At 43.7% G+C, this 26,141-nt stretch carries 32 protein-coding genes; 18 read left to right on the top strand and 14 right to left on the bottom strand.

The window, feature by feature from the left end; translation table 11 throughout:
• Window positions 1-73 precede the first annotated feature (73 nt).
• A complete protein-coding gene (gene dcd / locus ACYUCY_RS09700; protein ID WP_460226286.1) occupies window positions 74-643 on the top strand; it encodes a dCTP deaminase in 570 nt (189 codons plus the stop codon).
• A gap of 142 nt (window positions 644-785) precedes the next feature.
• A complete protein-coding gene (locus ACYUCY_RS09695) occupies window positions 786-977 on the top strand; it encodes a hypothetical protein (protein WP_460226285.1) in 192 nt (63 codons plus the stop codon).
• Between the two features lie 27 nt (window positions 978-1,004).
• Here ACYUCY_RS09695 and ACYUCY_RS09690 read toward each other — a convergent pair whose 3' ends face one another.
• The 3 genes from ACYUCY_RS09690 to purM all read right to left on the bottom strand — a co-directional run bounded on the left by ACYUCY_RS09690 (window position 1,005) and on the right by purM (window position 3,686).
• The gene (locus tag ACYUCY_RS09690; RefSeq protein WP_460226284.1) at window positions 1,005-1,730 is read right to left on the bottom strand and encodes a DUF3108 domain-containing protein; all 726 of its coding nucleotides are present in this window, start codon (window positions 1,728-1,730) and stop codon (window positions 1,005-1,007) included.
• Window positions 1,731-1,820: 90 nt separating this feature from the next.
• Window positions 1,821-2,483, bottom strand: a complete 663-nt coding sequence (gene purN, locus ACYUCY_RS09685; protein ID WP_460226283.1) for a phosphoribosylglycinamide formyltransferase — start codon at window positions 2,481-2,483, stop codon at window positions 1,821-1,823.
• Window positions 2,484-2,618: 135 nt separating this feature from the next.
• Window positions 2,619-3,686, bottom strand: a complete 1,068-nt coding sequence (gene purM / locus ACYUCY_RS09680) for a phosphoribosylformylglycinamidine cyclo-ligase (protein ID WP_460226282.1) — start codon at window positions 3,684-3,686, stop codon at window positions 2,619-2,621.
• A gap of 230 nt (window positions 3,687-3,916) precedes the next feature.
• Here purM and ACYUCY_RS09675 point away from each other — a divergent pair, with 230 nt between their 5' ends.
• Window positions 3,917-5,041: a DUF2066 domain-containing protein gene (locus ACYUCY_RS09675; protein ID WP_460226281.1), complete on the top strand. Its 1,125-nt coding sequence runs from the start codon at window positions 3,917-3,919 to the stop codon at window positions 5,039-5,041.
• Between the two features lie 105 nt (window positions 5,042-5,146).
• A complete protein-coding gene (hda, locus tag ACYUCY_RS09670) occupies window positions 5,147-5,869 on the top strand; it encodes a DnaA regulatory inactivator Hda (protein ID WP_460226280.1) in 723 nt (240 codons plus the stop codon).
• Window positions 5,870-6,093: 224 nt separating this feature from the next.
• On the opposite strand, the gene sppA is transcribed toward hda, so the two are convergent.
• The 4 genes from sppA to arsC form a co-directional block, all read right to left on the bottom strand.
• Window positions 6,094-8,022, bottom strand: a complete 1,929-nt coding sequence (gene sppA, locus ACYUCY_RS09665; protein WP_460226279.1) for a signal peptide peptidase SppA — start codon at window positions 8,020-8,022, stop codon at window positions 6,094-6,096.
• Between the two features lie 18 nt (window positions 8,023-8,040).
• Window positions 8,041-8,511, bottom strand: a complete 471-nt coding sequence (locus ACYUCY_RS09660) for a DUF2069 domain-containing protein (RefSeq protein ID WP_460226278.1) — start codon at window positions 8,509-8,511, stop codon at window positions 8,041-8,043.
• Window positions 8,512-8,595: 84 nt separating this feature from the next.
• Window positions 8,596-9,192, bottom strand: coding sequence for an NAD(P)H:quinone oxidoreductase (gene wrbA / locus ACYUCY_RS09655; RefSeq protein WP_460226277.1), 597 nt, complete (start codon window positions 9,190-9,192; stop codon window positions 8,596-8,598).
• Window positions 9,192-9,536 carry an arsenate reductase (glutaredoxin) gene (arsC, locus tag ACYUCY_RS09650; RefSeq protein WP_460226276.1) on the bottom strand — a complete coding sequence of 115 codons (345 nt, stop codon included), beginning with the start codon at window positions 9,534-9,536 and terminating at the stop codon, window positions 9,192-9,194. Before arsC ends, wrbA begins: the two co-directional genes overlap by 1 nt.
• A 535-nt stretch (window positions 9,537-10,071) precedes the next feature.
• Between arsC and ACYUCY_RS09645 the strand changes: the two genes are divergently transcribed.
• Together ACYUCY_RS09645 and ACYUCY_RS09640 are read left to right on the top strand one after the other, a co-directional pair.
• Window positions 10,072-10,437 carry a response regulator gene (locus ACYUCY_RS09645; protein WP_460226275.1) on the top strand — a complete coding sequence of 122 codons (366 nt, stop codon included), beginning with the start codon at window positions 10,072-10,074 and terminating at the stop codon, window positions 10,435-10,437.
• A complete protein-coding gene (locus ACYUCY_RS09640) occupies window positions 10,437-11,045 on the top strand; it encodes a hypothetical protein (RefSeq protein WP_460226274.1) in 609 nt (202 codons plus the stop codon). Before ACYUCY_RS09645 ends, ACYUCY_RS09640 begins: the two co-directional genes overlap by 1 nt.
• A gap of 39 nt (window positions 11,046-11,084) precedes the next feature.
• On the opposite strand, the gene ACYUCY_RS09635 is transcribed toward ACYUCY_RS09640, so the two are convergent.
• The gene (locus ACYUCY_RS09635; protein ID WP_460226273.1) at window positions 11,085-11,540 is read right to left on the bottom strand and encodes a tellurite resistance TerB family protein; all 456 of its coding nucleotides are present in this window, start codon (window positions 11,538-11,540) and stop codon (window positions 11,085-11,087) included.
• A gap of 274 nt (window positions 11,541-11,814) precedes the next feature.
• On the opposite strand from ACYUCY_RS09635, the gene fabV reads away from it, so the two are divergent.
• The 7 genes from fabV to ACYUCY_RS09600 all read left to right on the top strand — a co-directional run bounded on the left by fabV (window position 11,815) and on the right by ACYUCY_RS09600 (window position 18,609).
• Window positions 11,815-12,999, top strand: coding sequence for an enoyl-ACP reductase FabV (gene fabV / locus ACYUCY_RS09630; RefSeq protein ID WP_460226272.1), 1,185 nt, complete (start codon window positions 11,815-11,817; stop codon window positions 12,997-12,999).
• A gap of 5 nt (window positions 13,000-13,004) precedes the next feature.
• Window positions 13,005-13,904, top strand: a complete 900-nt coding sequence (locus ACYUCY_RS09625) for an MBL fold metallo-hydrolase (RefSeq protein ID WP_460226271.1) — start codon at window positions 13,005-13,007, stop codon at window positions 13,902-13,904.
• A gap of 104 nt (window positions 13,905-14,008) precedes the next feature.
• On the top strand, window positions 14,009-14,974 hold the full coding sequence (gene lpxL, locus ACYUCY_RS09620) for an LpxL/LpxP family Kdo(2)-lipid IV(A) lauroyl/palmitoleoyl acyltransferase (RefSeq protein ID WP_460226270.1): 966 nt from the start codon (window positions 14,009-14,011) through the stop codon (window positions 14,972-14,974).
• A gap of 179 nt (window positions 14,975-15,153) precedes the next feature.
• Window positions 15,154-16,059 (top strand): 4-hydroxy-tetrahydrodipicolinate synthase, encoded by a 906-nt coding sequence (gene dapA / locus ACYUCY_RS09615; protein ID WP_460226269.1) that lies wholly within the window; start codon window positions 15,154-15,156, stop codon window positions 16,057-16,059.
• Window positions 16,060-16,114: 55 nt separating this feature from the next.
• Window positions 16,115-17,251: an outer membrane protein assembly factor BamC gene (gene bamC / locus ACYUCY_RS09610; RefSeq protein WP_460226268.1), complete on the top strand. Its 1,137-nt coding sequence runs from the start codon at window positions 16,115-16,117 to the stop codon at window positions 17,249-17,251.
• A gap of 162 nt (window positions 17,252-17,413) precedes the next feature.
• Window positions 17,414-18,136: a phosphoribosylaminoimidazolesuccinocarboxamide synthase gene (purC, locus tag ACYUCY_RS09605; protein WP_460226267.1), complete on the top strand. Its 723-nt coding sequence runs from the start codon at window positions 17,414-17,416 to the stop codon at window positions 18,134-18,136.
• A gap of 209 nt (window positions 18,137-18,345) precedes the next feature.
• Complete coding sequence (locus ACYUCY_RS09600; RefSeq protein WP_460226266.1) at window positions 18,346-18,609, top strand: PilZ domain-containing protein; 264 nt, start codon at window positions 18,346-18,348, stop codon at window positions 18,607-18,609.
• 139 nt (window positions 18,610-18,748) lie between these two features.
• On the opposite strand, the gene ACYUCY_RS09595 is transcribed toward ACYUCY_RS09600, so the two are convergent.
• Complete coding sequence (locus ACYUCY_RS09595; protein ID WP_460226265.1) at window positions 18,749-19,129, bottom strand: hypothetical protein; 381 nt, start codon at window positions 19,127-19,129, stop codon at window positions 18,749-18,751.
• Window positions 19,130-19,536: 407 nt separating this feature from the next.
• On the opposite strand from ACYUCY_RS09595, the gene ACYUCY_RS09590 reads away from it, so the two are divergent.
• Window positions 19,537-20,184, top strand: coding sequence for an OmpA family protein (locus ACYUCY_RS09590; RefSeq protein ID WP_460226264.1), 648 nt, complete (start codon window positions 19,537-19,539; stop codon window positions 20,182-20,184).
• A gap of 294 nt (window positions 20,185-20,478) precedes the next feature.
• On the top strand, window positions 20,479-20,946 hold the full coding sequence (locus ACYUCY_RS09585; RefSeq protein ID WP_460226263.1) for a hypothetical protein: 468 nt from the start codon (window positions 20,479-20,481) through the stop codon (window positions 20,944-20,946).
• A 104-nt stretch (window positions 20,947-21,050) separates the two neighbouring features.
• On the opposite strand, the gene ACYUCY_RS09580 is transcribed toward ACYUCY_RS09585, so the two are convergent.
• Complete coding sequence (locus ACYUCY_RS09580) at window positions 21,051-21,758, bottom strand: TetR/AcrR family transcriptional regulator (protein WP_460226262.1); 708 nt, start codon at window positions 21,756-21,758, stop codon at window positions 21,051-21,053.
• Between the two features lie 377 nt (window positions 21,759-22,135).
• Between ACYUCY_RS09580 and ACYUCY_RS09575 the strand changes: the two genes are divergently transcribed.
• Window positions 22,136-22,972, top strand: a complete 837-nt coding sequence (locus ACYUCY_RS09575) for a class I SAM-dependent methyltransferase (protein WP_460226261.1) — start codon at window positions 22,136-22,138, stop codon at window positions 22,970-22,972.
• Between the two features lie 2 nt (window positions 22,973-22,974).
• Here the strand turns inward: ACYUCY_RS09575 and ACYUCY_RS09570 are convergent, their stop codons facing one another.
• On the bottom strand, window positions 22,975-23,244 hold the full coding sequence (locus ACYUCY_RS09570; protein ID WP_460226260.1) for a hypothetical protein: 270 nt from the start codon (window positions 23,242-23,244) through the stop codon (window positions 22,975-22,977).
• A gap of 328 nt (window positions 23,245-23,572) precedes the next feature.
• Here ACYUCY_RS09570 and ACYUCY_RS09565 point away from each other — a divergent pair, with 328 nt between their 5' ends.
• Window positions 23,573-24,181: a hemerythrin domain-containing protein gene (locus ACYUCY_RS09565; RefSeq protein WP_460226259.1), complete on the top strand. Its 609-nt coding sequence runs from the start codon at window positions 23,573-23,575 to the stop codon at window positions 24,179-24,181.
• 7 nt (window positions 24,182-24,188) lie between these two features.
• Here ACYUCY_RS09565 and moaE read toward each other — a convergent pair whose 3' ends face one another.
• The 3 genes from moaE to moaC are packed head-to-tail and all read right to left on the bottom strand — an operon-like array spanning window position 24,189 to window position 25,400.
• The gene (gene moaE / locus ACYUCY_RS09560; RefSeq protein WP_460226258.1) at window positions 24,189-24,638 is read right to left on the bottom strand and encodes a molybdopterin synthase catalytic subunit MoaE; all 450 of its coding nucleotides are present in this window, start codon (window positions 24,636-24,638) and stop codon (window positions 24,189-24,191) included.
• Window positions 24,639-24,640: 2 nt separating this feature from the next.
• Window positions 24,641-24,895, bottom strand: a complete 255-nt coding sequence (gene moaD / locus ACYUCY_RS09555) for a molybdopterin converting factor subunit 1 (RefSeq protein ID WP_460226257.1) — start codon at window positions 24,893-24,895, stop codon at window positions 24,641-24,643.
• Between the two features lie 28 nt (window positions 24,896-24,923).
• Window positions 24,924-25,400, bottom strand: a complete 477-nt coding sequence (gene moaC, locus ACYUCY_RS09550; RefSeq protein ID WP_460226256.1) for a cyclic pyranopterin monophosphate synthase MoaC — start codon at window positions 25,398-25,400, stop codon at window positions 24,924-24,926.
• 129 nt (window positions 25,401-25,529) lie between these two features.
• On the opposite strand from moaC, the gene ACYUCY_RS09545 reads away from it, so the two are divergent.
• Window positions 25,530-26,114 (top strand): uracil-DNA glycosylase family protein, encoded by a 585-nt coding sequence (locus ACYUCY_RS09545; protein ID WP_460226255.1) that lies wholly within the window; start codon window positions 25,530-25,532, stop codon window positions 26,112-26,114.
• The last annotated feature ends 27 nt before the right edge of the window (window positions 26,115-26,141 follow it).

The following is a 26,141-nucleotide window of genomic DNA, read 5'->3' as shown; positions in this document are numbered from 1 at the left end:
CACAATTCAATAGAAAATTTGCGAATTAAAATCCCCTCGCCGAGTTTTTACTCGGCGACTTTTTGGAGACGGTATGAGTATTAAGTCCGACAGCTGGCTGCGTCGTATGGCGCAAGAGAATGCCATGATAGAACCCTTTGAAGCAGGCCAAGTGCGCTATGGCGAAAATGAAGAGCGTTTAATTTCCTATGGTACTTCAAGCTATGGCTACGACGTACGTTGCGCCGACGAGTTTAAAATTTTCACCAACGTTCATTCGACCATTGTTGACCCCAAAAATTTTGATGAAAAAAGTTTTGTCGACGTTAAAAGTGACGTTTGTATTATTCCTCCCAACTCTTTTGCCTTAGCGCGCACGGTTGAATACTTTCGAATTCCACGCAACGTGTTAACGGTTTGTCTCGGTAAATCCACTTATGCTCGCTGCGGTATCATCGTCAACGTGACGCCATTAGAACCAGAGTGGGAAGGGCATGTAACTTTAGAATTTTCCAACACCACACCTTTGCCGGCAAAGATTTATGCCAACGAAGGTGTTGCGCAAATGTTATTTTTTGAATCTGATGAGGTGTGTGAAACGTCTTATAAAGATCGCGGTGGGAAGTATCAGGGGCAGAGAGGCGTGACTCTCCCTCAAACCTAGAGAAACAGTTTGGTTGACTCTGGTTTGCGCCATAGCGGCTCCGTGCCACCTTGCTACTACAGCGCAAATTCAAGCCAAACAAGGTGATTTCTTACTTTAAAGTTTTACGTCAATACTTAATTGAGAACATTGGATCGACGTTATGGGTGATGTCATTGAATTCAAAAAGCCCAATGAAAAACTATCTGAGAAATTTAAAGGCAAGAGTCTTTGTCGGGATGGTTTTCATAAGTGGGAGGTTGATAAGGCGAAGCAGTTTGATGTTAAGCAGGGCAAGTTGGTGACTGTGTATCGTTGTTCGCGTTGCGGAGAAAAGAAAACAAAACTGCAGTAATCTATTTTTTGGGCGTCCCTTAATTTTTTAATGCCCTTTAACTTTTTCACCATCTAATGTCGCTTCGCGCAAATCAATTTCGTAGCTTGCGCCGTCTTCTTCTTGTTGTTGTACTCGAATCACTAAGTAGTCCCAATCTTTCGCTAACCAAAAAATGGTTTGTCTATCTTCGCTTTCTTCGCGGATGCGTTTTACTCGAACAGCGGTAAATTTTCCTGCGCGGGTCTCCAACTCTTCTTCACCTAATACTTCAAAATCATATTGCTTAAGTCGACCGCCGTCGGCGATATTGTAAGTTGAGAGCGGAATTTTGTTGATTAAGTCTGAACGAATCTGCAATTGGTAGCTAACTTTGTCGAGTGCCAAGTCTGGGACATCCATTTTCCAGGGTTTGCGTTCAACATTGTTGATGACCTGGTTATTTTCCCAATTGAATTTAAGTATAGCTTCTCGGTTGCGCCCTAGACCGGTTCGGTTGTAGGTGTAAGTTTCGGGAATTACTCGAACATCTTGATTCCATTGAAATTCGCTGGTTTCAATGATGTCACCGATCCAGCTATCGGCAATAAAGGTGAGTTTTTGATTGCCGTTTTCTAGGGTTTCGAGTTTCCGCGTCGCAGTGATGGAAATACCATTTATTTTCGCTTTGTAAATCGCCTCGAAATTCTTTGGCTGGTCAGCCAATGCGGAAACACTTAGCGTCGAATAAATACAAAACAGAATGGCGCTAAAAAAGAAGTATTTTTTGCTCACGCGCTTTCCTTGTTTTGTGCTGTAAAAGCTCATAGTGAATACTTCCCTTATTTTTATCCCTAGTCGTTAAGCGGGTGTTACAACTATTATCTATTCTTGTGTCTGGTCGATTAGATAGCCGCATTCGGGCAAAAGTTCACCATCTAAGTGACAAGAATTATTAACCAGTTTTATCCGTTTTTCTGCAAACCACTGCACAGCAAGGGGATAGATCCGGTGTTCTTGCTGCTGTACACGTTTCGCTAAGGAATCTGCGTCATCATCTTTTAATACCGCTATTTTGGCTTGAATGATAGCGGGGCCGCCGTCGAGTTCTTCGGTAACGAAATGTACCGTGACTCCATGCTCACTATCGCCGGCATCAATTGCTCGCTGATGAGTATGTAAGCCAGGGTATTTGGGTAGCAATGAAGGATGAATATTTAGCATTTTGCCTAAGTAGTGCTGAACAAATTCCGGGGTGAGAATGCGCATAAAGCCTGCGAGCACGACGAGATCGGGTTGGTATTGGTCAATGGTTTTCATCATCGCGGTATCAAATTCGAGGCGTGATGAAAATTCTTTATGGTCGACAACTTGCGTCGCTATATGGGCTTTTTCTGCACGCTCAAGACCTTTGACGTCGGGGCGATTACTTATTACCGCGCAAATTTCTATGGGTAAATTGTCATTTAGCTGAGCGTCAATCAGTGCTTGTAAATTGGTTCCACTTCCGGAAATTAGCACCAGCACTTTGCTGCATTTTACAGACATAAACTCGATACCTAGACATGCATGTTAATTGATGCAATTAAATTTGCATCGAAGACTTCAGCTAGCTTTTTAGCTTACCTTCCCGAAACGGAGTGAAAAAGTTTTTGAAAAATTAAGCTTAAACAAGGTTAATTATTATTTGATAATTACCGGGTCGTCGCCGGGCGCAGACGCTGCGATTTCGCCAATAACAAAAGCCGTTTCGCCCGCTTGTTGTAAATGTTTTAACGCAATCTCTTGTTGGTCTGCCGGTATCACCAACACCATACCGATTCCGCAATTAAAGGTCCGGTACATTTCGGCTTCTTGAATATTGCCTTGCTCCTGCAGCCAGCTAAATACCGGTGGCAATGTCCAGGTGCTGGAATCAATCACCGCGCTGGTATTTTCAGGTAATACTCTGGGAATATTTTCTAGTAATCCACCGCCGGTTATATGAGAAAGCGCGTGTATCGGACACTGCTTCATTAGGCTAAGAATTGATTTGACGTAAATTTTGGTGGGGGCGAGTAGGTGATCGATTAACGGTTTACCGCCGAGCGATTCGTTAATGTCGACTTTGTTCTTTTCGATAACTTTTCGAATGAGTGAGTAGCCATTTGAATGTGGCCCGCTCGAAGCCAAGGCAATAAGTACATCGCCGGCACCTACTTTGGAGCCATCAATGATTTCGCTTTTCTCGACGATACCGACGGCGAAGCCACCGAGATCATAATCACCCGCTTGATACATGCCCGGCATTTCTGCAGTTTCGCCGCCGATTAAGGCGCAGGCAGATTGTTCGCAGCCGGTGCCTATGCCGGTGACGACATCGCTGGCGACATCGACATCTAATTTGCCGGTCGCATAGTAATCAAGGAAGTAAAGTGGCTCGGCCCCGGTGACGATAATGTCGTTAACGCACATCGCCACAAGATCGATGCCGATGGTGTCGTGTTTGCCTGATTCAATCGCGAGGCGCAACTTGGTGCCGACGCCATCGGTGCCCGATACTAAAACCGGTTCTTTATAGCCACTAGGGAGTTGGAATAAGCCACCAAAGCCACCGAGTCCGCCGAGTACGCCGGGTCGAGAGGTTCGTTTGGCGACGGATTTGATTCGATCAACTAAGGCGTTTCCCGCATCAATATCGACTCCCGCGTCTTTGTAGCTGAGCGATTCTCTGGTGTTTTGCTTGACTGGGGTCTCGGGGCCGTCGGCCATCTGCGTATTTCTCCACATCGTCTGGTTGGAAGGTGCTGGCTGTAAAAGCCGGGCATTTTACCAGCTTCTTTTGCCCTGTGTCGCACTCGCCATTATTTATTCTTGCGCTTGCTATTTAATTCCTGCGTTCTCGGTACCATCGTCACAATATTCATGATTTGGCCAGTCGCTTTGCGGGCAAAAAGTTTATACACTCTGGGGCCCGTTGTTAGACTCATTTTGAGGTTGTTTTGAGACGTTACTTTAAATTATTTTCTCCATCGCTTTGCTTCAAGCTGTTGCTAAGCGTATACGTCAGCGCACTTGCTGTAGGTGTGGTCCAAGCAGAGCCAGTTGCCAATCTGTATCAATCGCAAACTTTGGTGCAATCGCAAAGTGATCGGGAGCGAAATAACGCCACTATCGATGGGCTTGCCGAGGTGTTTGTGCGGGCCTCTGGGAAAAAACGCATTCTTGAAAACCCTGCGGTTATTCAAACCTTGACCTCCAGCGCCTCTCGCTATGTTGCAGGGTATCGCTACGACCCTACGGACGAAACTTTAATGGTTGACGATCGAGAAGTGCCCGCCCAGCGTCTCGTCTTAGATTTTGCTGGGGAGGCAATCCAGCGATTTCTGCGAAACAATCAGTTACCGCTTTGGCCCGCGAATCGTCCAACCAGCGTTTTGTGGATAGTCGTAGATAACGCTCAGGGTAGAACTTTGGTTGATGCCGGTAATTTTCCGGAAGCCATAGTGGCGGCTCGAGATTCAGCGCGGCGGCGCGGGCTGCCCAATTTAACCTTTCCTTTGTTAGATCTTGAAGATCGCGCGGCGTTGTCGACTTCTCAATTATGGCGTGGCGATGTTGATGCGATTAAAAAAGCCTCCGAGCGCTACCAATCGGATAGCATTGTGGTAGGGCGACTAAATCAAACATCACAAGAGCAATGGCGAGCAAGTTGGACTCTTTATTACGAAGGTCGAAGTTTTGTTTTTGACAGTATTGGCACAGAAATAAATGACGTTGTTGCGGAAGGCATGGATAACATCGCTGAGCAATTTGCACAGCGATACAGTGTTATTCTTGATGGTGGCGCAGGAAATTTAGTTGCAATACAGGTTGATGATGTGGGAGATTTTGCGGGTTACGCTACGATGATGAAATATTTGGAAAATTTAGCCGTTATTCGGCGTACGGACTTAGTGGGTGTTAGTGGCAATAGCGTGCGCATGAATTTGACAGTTGAGGGTGACGTATCTTCGCTAATAAATGCTTTAAATTTGGAGCAACACTTAACGCCGAGCGAATCTTTATCACAAAATGTATATCCTGCGGGAAGCCAAGAAAATCCATTGCGTTACGTTCTTCGTTAGCGGTTCTTCAAAAAAAACTTTGTCACAAAGCTTCAACGGCCGCAGGTATTCAAGCACTGCGGCCAATAACACTTACAATCAGTAGAAAATTCGAATCCACTATTTATGCCGACACATTATTCCTCCCCTAAACAACTTGTCTTGGGTATTTCGCTGCGCGATGAGGCGACCTACAGAAATTTTTATTGTCGAGAGGGAAGTAAAAATAGTGAAATAGTGAATATTCTGAAGGCGCAATTATCAGACTCTGGTGAGCAGATAATTTATTTGTGGGGAGCGGCGGGTTGCGGCCTGACTCATCTACTACAAGCGGCTTGTCATGATGCCCACGAGCGGGGTATATATGCGCAATATTTACCTTTAAAGGACCTTGCCGGCTACGCTCCCGATTCAATATTCGAAGGTTTGGAAGCGCAAGATTTAGTTTGCGTGGATAGTGTTGACGCAGTGGTTGGTCATTCCGCCTGGGAAAAAGCGCTGTTTGATTTTTTTAATCGTATGCGGGATGCGGGAAAACGAATTATTTTTTCTTCTGTTGCAAACCCAAATAAATTGCCAATGCGTTTGGAAGATTTGAAATCGCGCTTGGCTTGGTCAGTGATTTATCACCTTGAAGAGCTTGATGACGCAGATAAATCCGCTGCACTACAAATGCGCGCTAAATCTCGTGGTATGGATATGCAAGAAGAAGTTGCTCAATTTATTTTAAATCGAGCACCACGAGATACGAATGATTTGTTCTATATACTGGATAGCTTGGACGAGTTGTCGTTACGAGAACAGCGTAAATTGACAATCCCTTTTGTGAAAGAAGTGTTAGGCTATTGAGTTACAAAAATTGTTGGTAAGTAACTATATTTATACACATTTTCCCTGTTTTTCCACACTGCCCCTGCGACTCATCCCTTGTCGAGGCGACATTAAATCATTTTCTTAGGGGTGCGCAGGTTAAAGTTGTCACGAACTGTTGCTCCTCCTCGGTGTTTCGCCCTCATTTTTTCTAAAACCTTTTAAAAAATGTTTTTTTCTAAAGTTTTTAAAACACTCTTTTTTTACGGAGATATGCATTGCAGACAATGTGCGTACACGTCCAAACTATTCCGGCTGGCTTGAATTAAGCGTAAGAAATCTTCCGCCATTTGCCAGCGAGGATTGAGTGCAGAATTGGTATTGAGCGCAGAAAAATTATTTACGCTAAGCCAGTCGCTATCGATTCCACTATTCGCTGAGTCAAACGAATGAGAACCTAACATTCGCTCTACGATGCTAGCCACAATACTTGTTTTTACGTTAAAACTTAGTTGCTGAACGAACTGTTCGAAGGGGGATAGTGTTTGTTCAATGAGTTCGACACTATAGTCCTCAGAATTTATTTTGTTTGCCGCCGCCTCGATAGCGTCGTCTAGATAACCGAGCTTATCCACTAAACCAAATTCCTGCGCACTAATTCCACTCCATACGCGACCTTGCGCAATGTTATCGACAGCAGCTGGGTCCTTTCCTCTACCTTCGGCAACCAGACCAATAAATCGAGAATAAATAAAATCTGCGTTTTGCTGCAAGACTTGCGCAGTTGCATCAGATAAAGGCATGTCAATTCGCATTGCGTTTGATAATTCGGTGGTACCAATTCCATCAGTGCTCACACCTAATTTATCGAGGGAGTTTTCAAGCGTTGGGATCATAGAAAAAACCCCGATCGAACCAGTAAGCGTTGTTGGTGTTGCCCATATTTCATCTGCGTTTGCTGCGATCCAGTAACCGCCGGATGCGGCGACGCTTCCCATGGAAACGACGACGGGAATGTTAGCGTTTTGCATTGCAGTAATTTCATTGCGAATAATTTCAGATGCAAAAGCGCTACCACCGCCGCTATCGATTCGTAGAACTAGTGCATCGACATTTTTTTCGCGGGCTTGCCTAATTAACAGCGATAAGGTTTCACTGCCAATATTGCCCGGCTGTTGTTTGCCATCGTAAATCGTGCCGCGGGCAACGATTAAGCCGATCTTATTTTTTGCGAGAGAGGGTTTTAAATTTAGGTGGGCGATATAGTTTTTATAATCGATAGCCAAGTAACTACCTTTCTTGTCTTGGCCAAACTCCTCGATAAACTCTTTTCGTATGTCATCGCGGGTCGCTAATTTATCAACCAGTCGACTGCTTAGCGCGAGTTGGGCAGCGTCACCGTTAACGTTTGCCAAATGATTGCCGTAGTTGTTGATGTAATCGTTTATCGCGTCGGTAGGTAGCTGCCGCTGTGTTTCGACTCGGCTAGTGTAAATTCCCCATAATTGATTGATCCACTGGCTGTTGTGTTCCCGCGATTCGTCCGACATATCGTTTCGTGTATAAGGTTCGACGGCATCTTTAAATTCACCGACACGAAAAATATGCATGTTGACATCAAGCTTGTCGAGGGCTTCTTTGTAATAATTTCGATAGCTTCCATAACCCAATAAAAGTACCGAACCCATAGGGTTCAAATAGACTCGGTCTGCATAGCTGGCGAGGTAATACTGGTTTTGTAAATATAAATCACTAGTGGCAATAACTTCTTTACCGGTTGTTTTGAACTCAAGTAACGCTTCGCCAATTTCTTCAAGTTTACTAATGCCGCCGCCACCAAAAAACTGCAAATCGAGGATCAGAGCACTCACTCGGTCATCTTTTGCGCCAGCATCAATGGCTTGAATCACTTCTCGAACGACGGTTTCAGAAGTGCCGCCTTGTACGGATGAAAGCACTTCGCCGAGCGGATCAACGTAACCACGTTGATCAACAAGCATGCCGGATATTTGTAAACGCAATGGCGCTTTATCGGGAATGGGTTCTAAGCCTCCGCCAGTTAGCGCGCTAATAATCAAAATTAGGATCATTAAAAAAACTAGATTGATTACGACTATTCGAAACCAATTTATAGTGCCGCCGATAAATGAGAATATTTTTCTGATAGGCCCTGCTGAAGTTTGGCTGTTCATTCTATTTCCCAGAGTTTTTTAACTATTGGTGGTTTTTTCGAGTGAGGATTTGTTTGAGCGATGAAGAAAGTTTTCATGCTGCCAGTACTGTAACCAGCGGCTGGTGAATGCCGCGCCGATAAACAAAATACAGGATGAGGCAAGCAATACAATATCAGCCCAGGTTCCCGTCGGAGACATTGTGTTGGTGACACCAGGGATAAAATAAAAAACTGTTAGGAAGCAAACCCAGCTATGAGCTCGATGAGATTGCTTAATTAAACCCGGTAAAAAAATCAATAGTGGTAGACATTGAATCAACCAGCGGGCAATAGAGCCGTTATCTCTTGTTACATTTATTGAAGTAAATAAAGCCACCAGTGCTATATACGCCAGCCAAGTCAACGTTCGGCTATAGATTAATTTAGCCGGTTGGGGAAGGACGTTTGGCTGTACTTCGTGCGCGATTTCATTCTCGTTGACGTTTGTAGTGTTGATGATATTTTCCATACTGTTTTTTGATGTGAATCGATTGAATTAAAAGTTTGACGGTGCTCGTTACACTCCAACAAGCTATTTTTATCGGCTGCTGAGTTAGCGCATTAATTTGAGTGCAAGTTCTGCAACTCGTTTACCTAATGTTTGGCTAATCGTTTGTTCTTCGGCGCTTAAGTTTTTATTCGAATTGCCAGCCCAGTGAGATGCGCCGTAGGGGCTGCCACCACTCGTTGTTGTGTTTAATCCATTTTCGCTGTAAGGCACGCCAACGATGAGCATGCCTTGATGAATGAGCGGAAGCATCATGGATAGCAGTGTCGATTCTTGTCCGCCATGCAAACTAGAGGTGGAAGTAAAAACCGCGCCGGGCTTATTTATTAGGTTCCCGCTTAACCAAATACTACTCGTGGAATCGATAAAATACTTCATCGGCGCCGCCATATTGCCAAAGCGCGTTGGACTGCCAAGAACTAATCCAGCGCAATTTTTTAATTCTTCCTCGGTGCAATAAATTGCTCCGTCTTCGGGGATCGACGCTTCGCTCGCTTCGGTCACGGTCGAAACCGCGGGTACGGTACGAACTTTTGCTTCGATACCATCAATTTGTTCGACGCCACGAGCAATCTGCATCGCTAGCTCTTTGGTTGCACCATGTCTGCTGTAATAGAGAACAAGAACATAAGGTTGATTCATTAAATAATATCCAAAACATTTTCAGGTGGGCGGCCAAGAATAGCTTTGGCACCCTTAACGACAATCGGTCTTTCAATCAATTTTGGTTCATCGAGCATATGGCTAATTATTTTGCTGTCTGAAATTTTTGGGTCGTCAAGGCCCATGGACTTATAGGCCTCTTCACCCTTCCTTAAAAGTTGGCGGGGAGTGATACCCAATTTTTGAATTATCTCGCTTAGTTCTTTTTTTGTTGGAGGGGCCTTTAAGTATTCAACTACTTTCACGTCGAGTCCCTTGTCCTCGATTATTTGGAGCGTTTGCCGCGATTTAGAGCATCGCGGATTGTGGTAAATGGTGAGCATCTTGAGTCCTTGTTGAATCTATCTGGCGATTTTCAGCTATCAATACACGCGCTAGTTTAATCGCCTGATTTTGGCTTTTGCCATGAATATTTGTAGGGCGTTAGTGTACCGGAAAAATATAAATATCAAACTGAATCATCGCCGGTGTAGAGATGGATTGCTGATAAATATCGTTAAGATCGGTTTTTTAAGGCTGTGGGAGGAAAACCTGAATGATGATATAGATAACCGATATCTGGAATGCAGGCCAGGTAGTTATTGATCGTCAAAAAATTAACGATTTTTAGTATTTTGGGACCGAGAATATTCTTGCTTGGGCTCTTTCCCTCAGACCTTGGCTAGAGCTTTGTAATCAGCTCAGAGGAGCAGGTAGCCTGAAACCCCATCTATATATGGGCCTATAGCAAGGTTCTGAGTCGCGTTAAATTGTTCGTTTTTGAGCCTTATGCAAATTTTCGAGGATTTTGTGGAAATTCCTGCGAAGCTGAAATCGCTGTCTATACTGAAATAAATCCCTAAGGAAATTCGGAAGTTCATGTCTATACCTTTACTTATTTGTGATGACTCCAGTATGGCTCGCAAGCAGGTTGCACGTTCTTTACCTGAGGACTGGGACGTGGTGATTGAGTTCGCGACTAATGGTAAAGAGGGAATAGAAGCCATTCGCCAAGGTAAGGGTGAGATGGTATTTCTCGACCTTACCATGCCAGAGATGGACGGTTATGACGTACTGAAAGCGATTAAAGAAGAGCAGCTAAAAAGTGTCGTCATCGTTATATCTGGCGATATTCAGCCGGAGGCGCGAGAGCGGGTGATGAAATTCGGTGCTTTGGAGTTTATTAAGAAGCCGATAAGTAAAGAAAAATTAGAAAAAGTTTTGCAACAATATGGATTAATCTAATGAGTTCGCCACTACCTTTTAGCGAAGAACATCGGGACTGTCTGCAAGAAGTGTGTAACATTGCCATGGGTGCGGCAGGCGAATCTTTGGCGGATTTTGCCAAAGTTTTTGTCAATTTGTCGATCCCTAAAATTCGTTACATCCAACCCAAGGAAATTGCCGAAGCCCTAACAAGTTTAGAGGGAGAGCCGAGCGTATCTAGTGCGGTGCAGTTTTTTTCTATGGGTGAACACGGCGGCTACGCATTGGTGGTGATTTCCGATGCGAGCTTTGAAGACCTAGCGAAATCGGTTGGACGACCTGCGGAAAGCGATGAAGACGCCGCCGCACTGTTAAATGAATTAACCCTAACCATCAATAAGACGTGTTTGAATCACCTTGCGGAAATGATGGAAACCGAATGTGAATTCTATCAGCCCGATATATTGTCTTTGCGCGTACCCTTGGGCGAGATTAAATTGGATGATATTGCAGGGTGGAACAAAGTCGTATCGATTGAAATCAATTACCACTTAGAGCATCGACCCTTTAACTGCGATTTATTATTGCTGCTTCCGGATGTTGTCGTTGATGAACTAGTCGCGGCTTTAGAATCCTTGCTTGATTAGCGATAAAAAATTTCAGCCTGTTAATCGGGTTTAACTTTTCTACTTTCTTTGATCGCGAGCTGATATTTTTGCCCGGATAAATTCACTGTGTGAAATATAAATTAATTCCGACACTCTGCGTATCAAATTTTCTTCATATTTATCAATATCCCCATCGGCGTAGGCGATCGCCCACATGCTTAATAAGAGGTTGTATTTCTCTTCGGTATTGCAATGTTGGTTTATGAGCTGAGTGAACTCGAATAACGACGTCGCTTGGCCTGCTTCAGTCTGCGCCAGTTCGGTGAGTGTTGCCAATTGCTCTTTATCTAATTCAAAGGTGCTTTTCAAATGCTCTTTTAGTACCACTAATTCCGCGTCGTCAAAGTTTTGGTCTACGGTCGCTACTTCAATGAGTAAAGCTGCACAGGCGAGCTGCCGTTGATCTTGGGACAAGGGTTCGTCTTGTTGTGGGTTTATTTGTGATTCAAAAAAAGCTTGGATTTTTTTTAACATGGAGTATTTCCGCGTTGAAACTATCTTCAAGGCGGTAGTGTACTGATTTGCTAGAAAAGATGACAGGTTGGGCAAATAACGTTCGAAATACGCCTACTATGCGACAAGTGTTAAGTTATGGGTATAATGCACGGTCGATGAATTAGGGACACGTCGATCGGCCAGATTCCTTCGCTTAGCGTTACCCGATGGTTTGCATAGATGACCCATTAAGCACAGAGAATGGCATATTCCTCCGTTAACGTTGAACTAGATTTGTAAACAAGGTGATTAAATGATTATTAAACCTAAATACCGTGGGTTTATTTGTACCAATGCTCATCCCCAAGGATGCGCTGCAAATGTTAAAGAGCAAATTGACTATATAAAATCCCTCCCTGCTGTTAGCGGCGGCCCCAAAAAGGTATTGGTCATCGGCTCGTCAACGGGTTTTGGTTTGGCGGCGAGAATCACCGCTGCTTATGGTTGCGGTGCGGATACATTCGGAATTTTTTTCGAAAGGCCTCCGACTGAGACAAAAACAGGAACTGCTGGATTCTACAATGCGGCAGCTTTTGAAAAATTTGCGAAACAAGACGGCCTTTATGCCGCCAGTATTAACGGTGATGCCTTTAGTCATGAAGTGAAAAAACAGACCATCGATGCTTTAAAAGCAAAAATGGGCGCCGTTGATTTGGTGGTTTATAGTCTCGCCTCACCAAGGCGTACTGATCCTGATACGGGCGAAACGTATTCCAGTTTCTTAAAGCCAATTGGCGCTAGCGTCACGCAGAAAAATTTAAATACCGATAAGTTGGAAGTGGGTGAGATTACCATCGACCCTGCTACTGAAGAAGAAATTGCCGGTACCGTAAAAGTAATGGGTGGGGAAGATTGGGAATTGTGGATCAACGAACTTTCTAAAGCCGACTTGTTGGCTCCCAATTGTAAAACGATCGCGCTTTCATATATTGGCGATAAAATCACTTGGCCAATTTATGGTAATGCCGCGATCGGCAAGGCCAAAGAGGATTTAGATCGCGCAGTGGTTGAAGTCAATAAACAAATTGCGTCAATTGGTGGCCAAGCGAATGTTGCTGTTTTAAAGGCAATTATGAGTCAAGCAAGCTCAGCGATTCCCATCATGCCTTTATATCTTTCAATCTTGTTTAAAGTGATGAAAGAAAACGGTACTCACGAAGGAACAATCGAGCAACTTTATCGTTTGTATACCGAAGGTTTATATACAGATACTCCACGCTTAGACGATCACAATCGTTTTCGTATGGATGAAAAAGAATTAGATCCAGCTGTGCAATCTAAAGTTGAAGATATTTGGGCGCAAGTAAACACCGAAAACGTACAACAAATTTCAGACACTGCGGGTTATCGCTCAGAGTTTTTGCGTTTGTTTGGTTTCGGTTTGAACGGTGTTGATTATGAAGCGGACACCAGTCCGTTAGTTGACGCAGACTTTTAGTTCACGTGGCTGATCTTCATACCAGCATTGTAGAAAAGGATATTTCTCCGGGGGTTCCGGTTCGCTTGAGCAATCTTGTGACCAGAATCACCGCACCCAATAGTGGTCCAATGACGGGGCCAGGTACGAATACTTATTTGATCGGCCAGCAGGACATAACCGTTGTAGATCCCGGTCCAAAGATCGATAGTCACATCCAAGCTATTTTAGAAGCCGGCGCTGGCAGAATAAAAACTATTGCCGTCACTCACACACATCCCGATCATTCTCCCGCCGCTTTACCCATCGCCCAAGCAACTGGGGCCACCTTAGTTGGTGCAGTATTGGAAGATGACGGTCATCAAGACTCCACATTTAAACCAGACAAACAGTTGCAGCATGGCGACGCAATAGTCACCCAAGAATATTCATTAGAAGGTGTTTTTACCCCGGGACACGTGGGCAATCATTTTTGTTTTTGCTTGCCAGAAGAAAAAATGATGTTTGTTGGTGACCACATAATGCAAGGAGCGACGGTGGTCATCATCCCACCCAGTGGTGATATGTTGGATTACATTGCATCGCTGCAATTGATAAAACAATACGATGTAGAATTGATCGCCCCCGCACATGGGCACTTAATGAATGAGGCTTATCAAGTCGTCGACGACCTGGTTGCTCATCGGTTACGACGAGAAGATAAAGTTGTTGAGTCTTTGCAACTTTCGCCCAATTCGAATTTAGACACATTGATGGCTTTTGCTTATGCAGACGTTGATAAGCGCCTTTATAAAATTGCGAAGCTATCTTTATGGGCACATTTATTAAAATTAGAAAAAGAATTCCGCGCTACAAAACACGCCGAAGATCATTGGTTGTTTGGTGACGAGTTATGGACTTATAAAGATTCTGCAAGCACATCGTAATATTAGCCTCATTTGTTTTAAATGAGCTGGTTTTAAAAACGATTTCACATTTCAAGACAATTTCTTGCTTAAAAAATTAAATCAATTCAGGCGACGGTTCTTACTTGGATACAAAATCTAAAGCACAGTTTTCTAAGCGAATGCTGCATCCTCGTTATTGGCTAACCTGGATTTTGTTCGCACTTTGGTGGTTGGTTGCGCAGTTACCGATGAAGCTGCAATTTTTCTTTGGCCGTATTTTAGGTCGAATTATGTTTCGATTTGCACATCGGCGACGCCTAATTGCTCGGAAAAATATTGAGCTTTGTTTTCCATCACTTTCTGAAGCTGAGCGCGAAGAGTTAGTTAAGAAAAACTTTCAGGCAACGGCAATCGGGCTTTTCGAAACCGGCATGGCTTGGTTTGGGTCGAATCGCCGCTTAATGAAATTGTTTGAAGTGAAGGGTTTAGAAAATATTCGGCAATATATCGATAATGGGCAAGGTGTTCTTTTGTTGGCCTTACATTTTACGCCGCTGGAGATGCTTGGGATCTGTATGAACAATCTCATTCATTCTACCGATCTCACCTATCGGCCGCACCGTAATCCTGTTTATGATTTCGTTCAGGCTCGGCGCCGCGCTAGGCAAAACCCTTCTTTTACCGCCTTGGCAGCGGGGGATGTGCGGGGCATGGTTCGCTCGCTTAAAAATGGCCGCTGTATTTCCTACCTGCCGGATCAAGATTATGGTGCTAGCCACAGTGTCTTCGCTCCCTTTTATGGAATCCCGACCGCAACCGTTGTCGCGATGGCGCGATTGGCGGCGATGGCCAAGGTAAAAGTCGTGCCGATGTTTTGTGTTCGTAAAGACGATGACTCAGGCTATGAGATTGAGGCAATGGCGCCACTGGAGAACTATCCTTCCGGCGACGACATTGCTGATGCCACCCGATTAAATGCTCATGTTGAAGCGTGTATTAATCGTCAACCCGAACAGTACCTATGGGTCCATCGTCGCTTTAAAACTCGTCCACCTGGCGAGGCGGACGTTTACAACATTCCCAAGCGTAAATCGCGACGCCGGCGGTAATTTGATCGTAGATCTCATGCCTTGGTCAGCCGTTTTACGAGTGGTTCTTCAGTCGCATAATTTCTCACCCAATTCAGCATCATGTTAGGTGCAATCCCTTGTTTCTAAACCCCAGCGTCAGTAAGATTGCCACCTTTTTAGATTCCGAGCTGGAACCTTTCTAGCCAATGGAGAAGCACATGTTAAGCGGTAGTATTGTCGCCCTCGTCACACCAATGACGGCCACGAATGAACTGGATTGGGATGCACTACATAAGTTGCTTGATTGGCATCTTCAGCAGGGTACCAATGCGATAGTCGCGGTGGGAACTACGGGGGAATCAGCGACTTTGAGTGTCGCCGAGCACACATCCGTGATCAAGGCTGTTGTGGATCACGTGAATGGCAAGATACCCGTCGTCGCGGGAACAGGGGCGAATTCCACGAGCGAAGCCATAGAATTGACCGAGAGTGCGAAAAACGCCGGTGCGGACGCTTGTTTATTAGTAACGCCCTATTACAACAAGCCGACTCAAGAAGGTTTATATAGGCATTTCAAGCAAATAGGTGAGGCCGTAGCGATCCCACAAGTGCTCTACAACGTGCCAGGTAGAACCGCGGTAGATATGTTGCCTGAGACCGTATTGCGTTTAGCGAAGGTTGATAACATTATCGGCATCAAAGAGGCGACCGGTGATCTTGCTCGTGGGAGTGAAATTATCCAGAAGAAGCCCGACGATTTTATTGTGCTTTCGGGCGATGACGGAACAGCCCTAGAGCTCATTCTGGCTGGGGCGAAAGGGAATATTAGTGTTACTGCTAATGTGGCTCCCGCACAAGTTGCAGAGGTCTGTCGAATTGGCTTAGCAGGCGATGCGACGGCGGCGAGGAAAAAAAATGATTTGCTCGCTGATTTAAACAAAGCGCTATTTTTGGAGTCGAACCCGATACCCGTAAAATGGGCGCTTATGCAGATGGGCCTGATTCAGTCGGGAATTCGTTTGCCGTTGACGGAGCTTGCTCCTCAATTTCACGAATCCATGCTAGCCGCTTTAAGTCGCGCGGGGATCGAGTTAGAAAGCCTTGTTGAAAACGCTATTTCATAAAAACAAAAAGTTGATATTAATGATTTCCAATTTAAAAAGTGTTCGAAAATTTTTCATGGTCCTGTTCGTGTTGGCTGCGGTGTTGCAGATCAGCGGTTGCGGCATGCTTTTTGGCAAAGAAGGATATTTTCGTGATCGCGGCAACGATTATTTAAAAAGCGGAAGTATTCCGCCAACGAAAGTTAGCGATGATCTTGATGCTAGTGCGTTAGGTCAGCTCTATGTTGTCCCTGAATACAGTAATAGAGATATCGAGTATCCAGAAGAGTTTGTTGTGCCTCGCCCGCAATCACTTTCGTCAGGTGTTTATTCTGAAAAAGTTAAGATTCAAAAGCTAGGTGAAGAAAGTTGGATTTATGTGAATATTTCTCCCAGCGAAGTATGGCCGAGAGCACGTTACTTTTTAAACAGTAATAATTTATCTGTTGCGATGACCGATGCGCAGAAAGGTTTAATAGAAACGGTATGGCTGCAATTCCAAAGTGATGAAAGCACACGCCATAAGTATTTGCTAAAAATAGAGCAAGGCGTGCAGCCGGATAGTACGGAAATACATGTGGTACATGTTTCCATGAGCCGTAACGATGATATTCCCGAGAGTGTTGAATGGCCAAAATTATCTGCTGATAAAGAACGTGAATCGTGGATGATCCAAGAATTATCAGCAAGTTTGGCTGATGAAGTGGGCGCGGGTTCTGCGTCGTTGTTAGCGCAAACGATCGGTGGCGATCGTAAGATTTCTATCGTAACGGTCAATAGCGAGCCAAAATTGCGGATGGACTTGGACGCCAATCGTAGTCGGGCGACTTTGAGTTATGCTCTGCAACAAGAAGGATTTGTAACTTTTGAGCATGATAGTAGTAGCGATATTTATTATGTAAATTACAAAGAGCCTGAGGGTGAGAAGGGTTTTTTCGGAAGGTTATTTGATGGCGGTGAAGACGAAACTTTCTTGCTGGCGGATATTTTGTCACATATGGGTCTTGATGATACGCCTTCAAATAGAGCGCTATTTCCGCCGATCGTTTTTGACAAATCCCAGGAACGATTGAAAAAATTGCCGGGTTACTTGGTAGTTTTAAGTGAAACAAACAGTGTTATTGAGGTAACAATACGCGACCCCTATGGACTGGCCCTACCCCCAAGAGACGCACGATATCTATTGGGGATCATACGTCGAAATCTAATCTGATGGCGATTACGTCGCTTTCAGTTGGATTCTACTGGCGTATTTGAGAAATTATCTTCTACAGAAGATTCCAATTTCTAAAATTTTAATGTGTTTATTGAGTGAATCGGTATCGTTGTTACGGTGCTGATGTCTTATTAATTTTATTTGAGAATGACTAAAGGTGTGAAATGGAAAAAAGGCAAAGAACTATATTCTGGTAAAGCGAAATCTGTTTATTTGACCGATAATGAAGAACTATTAATCTTGCATTTTCGCAATGATACCTCAGCCTTTGACGGCAAAAAAATAGAACAGCTTGACCGTAAGGGCATGGTAAATAACAAATTCAATGCCTTTATCATGGAGAAGCTTGAGGCTGGTGGAATTCCAACGCATTTTGAAAAACTATTGTCAGATGACGAATCTGTTGTGAAAAAACTCGATATGATCCCGGTTGAATGTGTGATTAGAAATATCGCTGCCGGTTCTATGTGTCGACGCTTGGGGATAGAAGAGGGGATCGATCTGAATCCACCCACTTTTGAGTTTTTCCTAAAAAACGATGATCTTGGTGATCCCATGATTAACGAATACCACATAGAATCTTTTGGTTGGTCCAAGGCCGAGTACGTGGACATCATGAAAGAGCTTAGCTTTAAAGTTAATGACATCCTGAAGGCATTGTTTCTCGAAGGTAATATGCTGTTAGTGGATTACAAATTGGAGTTTGGTGTTAGCAATGGCAAAGTATATTTGGGTGATGAATTCACTCCTGACGGCTGCCGACTCTGGGATCAAGATACTCGTGAAAAACTGGATAAAGACCGGTTTCGACAGAATTTGGGTAATGTCGTGGAATCATATGAATTAGTAGGAAAGCGCTTAGGTCTGAACTTCGACGCTTAGTTTTTATAAGAGCCTATTACTTGAAACTAATGTTCAAAACTTTGACGTAGATCCTATCTAAAAGCTCGGCGACCACATTTTGACGCTGTAATTCGCAGGACAATTGTGGTTTTATAGGCTTTAATTAAAATTAAGCCTAAAGATTTGGATGATTTTAACGATCACCCGTGTTCGTGGGCCACAATTTCATCTTCTCGGGAGATTTACTTTTGGACGAACGTCGGCGCTTTGAAAGAACATCTACTTCAATACGAGTGGAAATTACTCATCCTGCATTTGGAACTATTGTTGGTTTTACTCAGGATATTTCAGACGGTGGGGCATCGGTTAAAGTTGATAATCAACCAAACCCGCCAGTCGGCACAGTGGTGAGCGTTAAGTTTAAGCGCATGGTTGGCGCAATTAACGAAGACCCCGTATCGATGAAGGTGATGCATCAACATAAAAACTTAGTAGGCTTAATGTTTGCCTGAGATCTAAGTTTTGCTAAGAACATGCTTCATATGTCACGTTATTTCTTTTAAGTGTTATTTCTAACTCATCCCGCCAACTAATTGTTCCGCTAACACTGATTTTTCTTGTTGTTAAAATTTCTAATTGATAAAACCTAAGCTAATTCTCTTCACAATGCCCTGGCGGACTTATTGAGATTATGTTCTTGCTGTTACCGCGTAATAACCTTAGTTGAGAGCACTTAAGTTTTGGATTGTTGCGAAGATGGAGTGTTGTCAGATTCTCTAAATCAAATATTGCTAATATATCCTGTAAATCGTTATCGCTGATGTTCAGTTCTTTTAGTCCTGAAAGTTGCTGCAGTCCGTTGAGCGATTCGATTCCAGCGTATGTGCAGCTAAGCCTTTCAAGTTGATGTAACTCTGTCACTTTATTGTCAGCTAAGGTCTGTTCAATACAGTTTTTTAAATTGATATCTGCCACTTGAGTGATCTTAGCGATTTGCGGAGGTCGGTATAATTCTTGGTTATTTAGACTCACTTTATATTGACCACATCCGCAGCTAATCAAAGCGCAAAGTAATATCGAGGCAGCGCGAGAACAAAAAGCTTTCGAGAAAAACAATTTCATAGAACAGTTGATGGCGATCACACTCCGAGAATGTAGATTGGGTAAAAATAGGCTATGAAGGCTACGCTAGGCTCAGATGTGAATCAAGGTGTCGCAAAAACGAAAGTATAAAGAGGGCGTAAACTCAATATCTAATGTTAGGGCTAGAGATGAATTAATTTAGCCGTAGGTCACGGCGGTTTGTTTAGTAGGGGTCTTAGTTTTTATGTCGTAAGACCTAGGTGAATAGGGGGTTATGGTAAGTAAAAATACTGATAGCAAAAGTATCAATGAAAAATCAATTTTAATCATCATTCGTAAAACGTGAGGTAATTTGAATGAAAATAATATTTTTAATGTTGGCGGTAATCTCATTCGCAGCGTGTACAACGGTAGACCCATATACGGGTGAGAGTAAAACCAGTAATACGACGACCGGGGCTGTAGTGGGCGCCGTAGCAGGTGCCGTCGTTGGCGCGGCGTCTGCCAGCGACAAAGATAGAAAGAAAGGAGCGGCTACTGGCGCTGTTGTAGGGGGCGCTATCGGAGGTGGGGTTGGTTACTACATGGATCGTCAGGAAGCGGCATTACGGGAAAAGTTACGTGGCAGTGGCGTGCAGGTAAAGCGTGAGGGCGATACGATACAGCTGATAATGCCCGGAAATATTACCTTTGCGACATCGAAATATGAAATAAGAAGTGATTTCTACTCAGTGTTAGATTCCGTATCTTTGGTGCTCATCGAATTCGATAAGACTGCGATAAAAGTGTCTGGGCATACGGATTCGACGGGCTCAGCGGAGTTTAATCAGACCTTAAGTGAGCAGCGTGCTGAGAGTGTACGGTCATACTTAATTAATAAGAAAATTAAGGCCGGTCGCCTACAAGCTATTGGTTATGGCCCTCGCTACCCCATCGCAACGAATAATACGGCGGAGGGCAGACAAATTAATCGGCGAGTAGAGTTGGAGCTTCTACCGCTTTAAGCGTATTTTTAACGGCTCAAAACCAAACGAGCGATTCTCTTCGTACCGCGCTCGCTCGTTTGGCAGATTGACTGTTGCTGTAACCTGCTGATTTTATTGGCATTAAACTTTGAATCTGGAAAATTTGTCACTTCTCTCAGAAGCGCAAAATTAATCTCGGCTATTTATTGAATCGGCGACAGGAAAAAGTAGTATTGGAGCTTTTAGGCTGAAGGTGTATTCTTGTCGCCGTACGTAGCTGATAATAAAAACTTTCACAATTACGCTAATTTTCTGAGACCTTCTGGAAGCCCCATGAATTTTAAAAATAAGCTTATTTTTAGTGTGGTAAGTGGCGTTTTCTTCGCAAGCTTCTCTATGGCTGATGCATTGCAACCAGATGAGGCGATGATTACTGAAAGCTTTAATAAAGCTGAATGGGTTTCTACTCTGAAAATAGAAGGGGTGCGTAGTCTTGTGAATCAGGCGATGTCCCAGACCAAGCCTTATGTGGCGATTCAAGGGTATCGATATTCTGCTTCTGTCCTGAAGGATTGGAAAGGCTCACATACGGTTGATGACACGGTGAAATTTCGTGTCGATTTAACGGATTGCATGGATCAATTAGAACTTGATGGTGAGTATGTTGTTTTCGGCACGAGTAATTATAGAAATTCATTGCAGGTATTTAGTTGCAAGGACTTGATCTCGATCGAAGCAATGCAGCCTTTAATGAGTCCATTGACCGAGCTGAGTAATTCTCACCGCGAAAACACTAAATAACTTTTTTCTAAACGCTTAATCTATTCTCTTCTCGAAAAATTCAATTATTTCTCATCGCGCAAACACCGAGAAATTGTTTCATGGGCAAGCCTACAATTTCTCTTTTATTTCAATAACCCATTAACCAGCCGCTCTATTATTTTATCCAGTTGTTCACGCAGGCATTGAATTGATTTTTGTCCATTTGTTGTTTCTTTATCATTTGATTGTTGTTTTCTATTCACTAGTAAGCTGGCAGCGCCATGGATACCCGACCATAGATAGGCATTGATCTCTTCAATTGGCCCCGGCGCAATCTTCCCAGATTTTTGCGCTAGCAATACGATAGAGAAAAAACGATTGAAAGTGGTATTGGCAATGTTCTGCAAATCGACATAAGGACTGAAATCCGCAACGACGCCGCCAAACATTAGATTAAACTTTGTTGGTTCCGCTAAAGCAAAATCGATATAAGCGCGTGCCCCCGCAGTAATTTGATCGATAATATCATCTCCGCTTTCAGCGATGTATTTATCAAGGTAGTTTAATAACTCTAAATATCCTTCTGTTGCGATCGCCGCTAACAAAGAACTCTTGGTGGAAAAGTGGCGATAAGGTGCGGTAGGAGATACTCCGGCCTCGCGAGCCAAAGCACGAAGACTCAGCTTTTCCGTTCCTTCATCATCTATTCGACGGCACGCTGTTCTAATTAGCGTTTTCTTCAAATCGCCGTGGTGATAGGATTTGTCGGCTTTATGAGTCGGGTTTTTAACCGGAAATTCAGAGTTAAAGTTTTGACTGGATTCTATTGATGCAGTGGTGAGGCTAGACATAGTTATTACCTGTATTAAATGTTTTATTTACCGATAGCTGGATCCCCTAGTGCTATATATCTCTCTCGGGGATCAGGTTTTATCTTCAAAAGAAAGTTTGTAGGCCCTCGAATCGTGTAGTACCAATGAAAAATTAGTATCCGGTATTAATTCCTTGTACGTGGCGTTCTTGAAATTGGATTAGATAAAAAGGTAACTTTACGCTCACAATTGTCGGGGTTCCCAACATTAATTTACTTGCTTCCTCTCTTGGTCAAACAGGGGGGGATGCATGGAATAAGACGTTCACATTCAATACGTGAGAATTTTGAAAATAGTTTCACAGTGAATAAAATTCAGTTCGTCCGTGACGATGAAAGCCAACAAGAGAGTATCAATTGAATAAGCAAGACATAGTGGTGATTTGCGATGACTCAGAACAAGCTTCAATCGCAGAGGCTTTCGCGTCGACACATAAATTGGCTTGCGTTTCCTCCAGTTATGAGCCTCAACTGGATCGAGAGGGTGAAGGTTTATCTAGTGTTCTGGCTTTGGTTTATAAAAAAAACGGAGTAGTGTTGCGCAATTTGAGCGATATGGCGATGGGGGACGTTTCGGTCGACTTTGTAGAGGGTAAGCTGGGTTTTCGCCGAAGACAGCAATCTTTTCAGTCAGACTTGGCGAAAGCAGTCGGTGTCCAAAGTAAAATAAAGCCTAAGGTATGGGATCTTACTGCAGGGTTTGGATCAGACGGTTTCGGTCTGGCTTGTCTTGGCTGTTGCGTAAAGTTTATTGAGAGAAACTCGGTAGTCTATTGCTTGTTGGAAAGTGGTTTAGCGAAAGCAAAAAATTATGCAGAACTAAATAATGATGCTGAACTCGTCGAGATCCTGTCGCGAATAGAATTAACGAATGCGGAAAGTAAAGATTCATTGCGTTTGCTAAACGCAGAAAAACCGGATGTGATTTATATCGATCCGATGTTTCCAGAAAGAAGTAAATCTGCAAAAGTAAAAAAAGGTATGCAGGTTTTTCATCAGCTAGTGGGCGCAGATGGTGATTCTTCGGAGTTGCTTGAGCTTGCTTTGCAAGCCGCGGTTTATCGCGTTGTTGTAAAGCGGCCATTGCATGCAGAACTCTTGTCGGCGCATAGACCTAGCCATCAGATCAAAGGAAAAACGATACGTTTTGACGTGTATACTTTGAAGTCCTTAAAAGATTGGCGAGAAAGCTAAAATTATTTTTTCTCAGTAAAAAACTGTATGCCTCGATAAAGTAAAAACCTCACTTCCGCCACAACGGCCAATAAAAAACCGAGACCAATTAATGAGATGCTTAATAGAGCCATCAATTCTTGTTTAAGGGACGGAACAATAAGAACGTTAGCGCAATAAAGCAATACAAACCCGAGAAAGAAAATCGAAGCACCTAATTTAAATTGCTTGAAACTAAGATCGGCTGAATTAAGTTCTTTTTTATTTTTGCTTTGATTTTTAATGCTTGTCATTTTTGGGTCCGACGATGGCTTTGGCCCACCGAACTTACACATGTTAAATTTTGTCTATTTGCTTAACAGTATGGCAAAGGATTTTTTGGTCCGCCAAGTTTAGCGGCGTCTTTTTCATCATTTACCGCTCTTTACATTCCAGCTCGCACACAAACCACTATATATATTGCTATAAAGAGCTATAAAGTCTAAGTGATGTTTAATTTTATTCTGCATTGATCTGTCAACTAAACAACAAATCGACAAATTGTGAAGTCTATTGAAGCAGGTCAATAGAATCCAAACTAAGGTATGGTAGTGTCTATTAACTACTGACCGGAGGTGAACGATGCACCCAACACAGTCACAGTTAAATGCCGACCACTATAACTTTTTACGCTTGTTGCGTTGCCTAGAAGCTGAATTGACCTGCTATGAAGCGGACCAAGCTGGCAAAGCTAAGCTGTCAACAATTCTAGATATATTCGATTACGTTCAGGTCTACCCCGAGAAATTTCATCATCCAATAGAAGATTTGGTCTTCGAGCTTTTGCTTGTTAAGCAAGTAGAGCATTCCGATGAGCTTTGGGGGATTAAATCAGAACATAAAAAACTTGAGCAGCTGACGCATAACGCGGCGCAGCTTTTTACATCTATCGCGAACGACACGGTTGTTCCTGTCGCGGATTTAGTGGCAGCGTCAAAAATATTTATTGCGCGGCAAGTTGATCATATTAATCGAGAGAATCGCTTAGTATACCCACTGCTCGATAAAAATATTTCTGATGATGAGTGGGATGCAATAACGGAAAAGGTGAGGGTGGGCAGGGACCCGCTATTTAATGATGCAGTAAAATCAGAATACAAAAACCTGTATAAAGCGATTATTCAAGCCGAAAGAGGCGTTGCAATTGATAGCTATGCTAAACCAATAGAAAAACGAGCATTGACACTCTAAAAATAAATCATTGCTTCCATTTTTCTGCGGAATCTCTATCCGACGATTTAGCGTCAACCCATCGTTCACCTGAGGTGGTGGTTTCTTTTTTCCAAAACTGCGCGCGGGTTTTCAAGTAATCCATGATAAAGCGACAAGCGAGGAAGGCTTCTTCGCGATGGGCGCTGCTCACGCCGACAAAAACTATTTGATCGTCAGCGGCTAGTTTGCCAACTCGGTGAATAACCTTTATCTGGTCTAAGCGCCAGCGTTGTTTCGCTTCAGAAATGATTTCGGCCAGCGATTGCTCAGTCATGCCTGGGTAATATTCCAGCGTCATTCCGGTTATTTTTTCGTTGCCGTCAAGGTCACGTACTAAGCCGGTGAAGGTGACTATCGCGCCCGGAGATCGTGAGTTTTTCTTTAGTGCGGCGTATTCATCACCTAAATCAAAATCTTCTTCTTGGATTCTAATCATAACTACCCTCCCGTTACTGGTGGGTAAAATGCAATTTCGTCATCGTCGTTAAGCGCGGTAGAAAAGTTTGCGACGGTGTGATTGACGGCCACTAAAATACTTTTTTCCGCCAACGTCGTTTGCCATTTTTCACCGCGCAGACCGAGAAACGATACTAGCTGCTGGATCGTCGAAATGTCTTTTTCGAAATCTAGTTCTTCTCTATCGATTTCTAGCGCTTCTTTTATTCGCGCAAAATATAAAATTGTGATGCTCATGATTTTGAATCGCTTATTCGGAAGGTCGTTATTTACTTGTCCAATTTCCAGATTTTCCGCCGGTTTTTTCCAATAATTTTATCTCGCCAATTACCATCCCCTTATCAACACTTTTACACATATCATAAATCGTTAGTGCTGCGACGGATGCTGCGCTCAGAGCTTCCATCTCTACGCCGGTTTTGCCACGAAGTTTACACGTCGCTTCAATGAGTACGGTATTGTCATCGGTGTTGGGGGTGAGCTCTACTTTTATGGATGTGAGCATTAAGGGATGACAAAGCGGGATCAAATCGGAACATTTTTTTGCCGCTTGAATACCCGCTATGCGCGCAACGGCGAGTACGTCTCCCTTCTTGTGCCCCCCATCAACGATTAGGCGCAATGTATTTGGCAGCATTGTGACGAGCGCTTGTGCGGTGGCCTGTCTCTCCGTATCAGCTTTGCTACCAACATCGACCATATGGGCGTGGCCTTGTTCGTCGATATGTGTCAAATTTGCCATAGTTTTAATCCTGTTTGGGAGTTGGATAATACAGAGTCGCAAGCAGGAAATCATCAAGCGCCAAGCTGCAATTAGAAGAAGGGTTGGGGCAATAGGGTATTCGTTAAAGTGATCAATTGAGGTGATCAGTTGAGAGAGAGCATTGTTAAACTTGTTGACGAGATTGAGTCATGTGCCTTGTGCGCGGACGATCTACCCTTGGGGCCGAGGCCCGTTGTAAGAATTAATCCGAAAGCCTCAATTTTGATTGCGGGTCAAGCGCCAGGAACGAAGGTTCACCAGTCGGGTATTCCCTTTGATGATGCGAGTGGTGATCGTCTTCGCAATTGGATGGGAATCGACCGAAAGATTTTTTACGATGTCAGAAAAATTGCCATCGTCCCTATGGGTTTCTGCTATCCGGGAAGAGGCAAGTCCGGCGATTTGCCCCCCTTGCCCTTGTGCGCGAAAACGTGGCGGCAAAGAATTCTCGATCGTTTAATTAACATCGAGTTGGTGCTGCCGATCGGCCAATATGCGCATGCTTGGCATATTCCTACAAGAAAAAGAACCCTGACAGAAACCGTTGAATCTTGGCAAGAGTACGGGGAAGGGCTTATGCCATTACCGCACCCAAGCCCTAGAAATAATATTTGGCTTGCCAAAAACCCTTGGTTTGAAAAAAAACTTGTACCTGTTTTACAAGAGCGGGTGAAGGCTTGTTTGCAACCATAAAAAAACCCGCTTTCGCGGGTTTTTTAT

Source organism: Aurantivibrio infirmus (assembly GCF_054767315.1).
The sequence above is the reverse complement of the archived record's forward strand: the minus strand, read 5'-3'. Positions and strand labels throughout refer to the sequence as shown.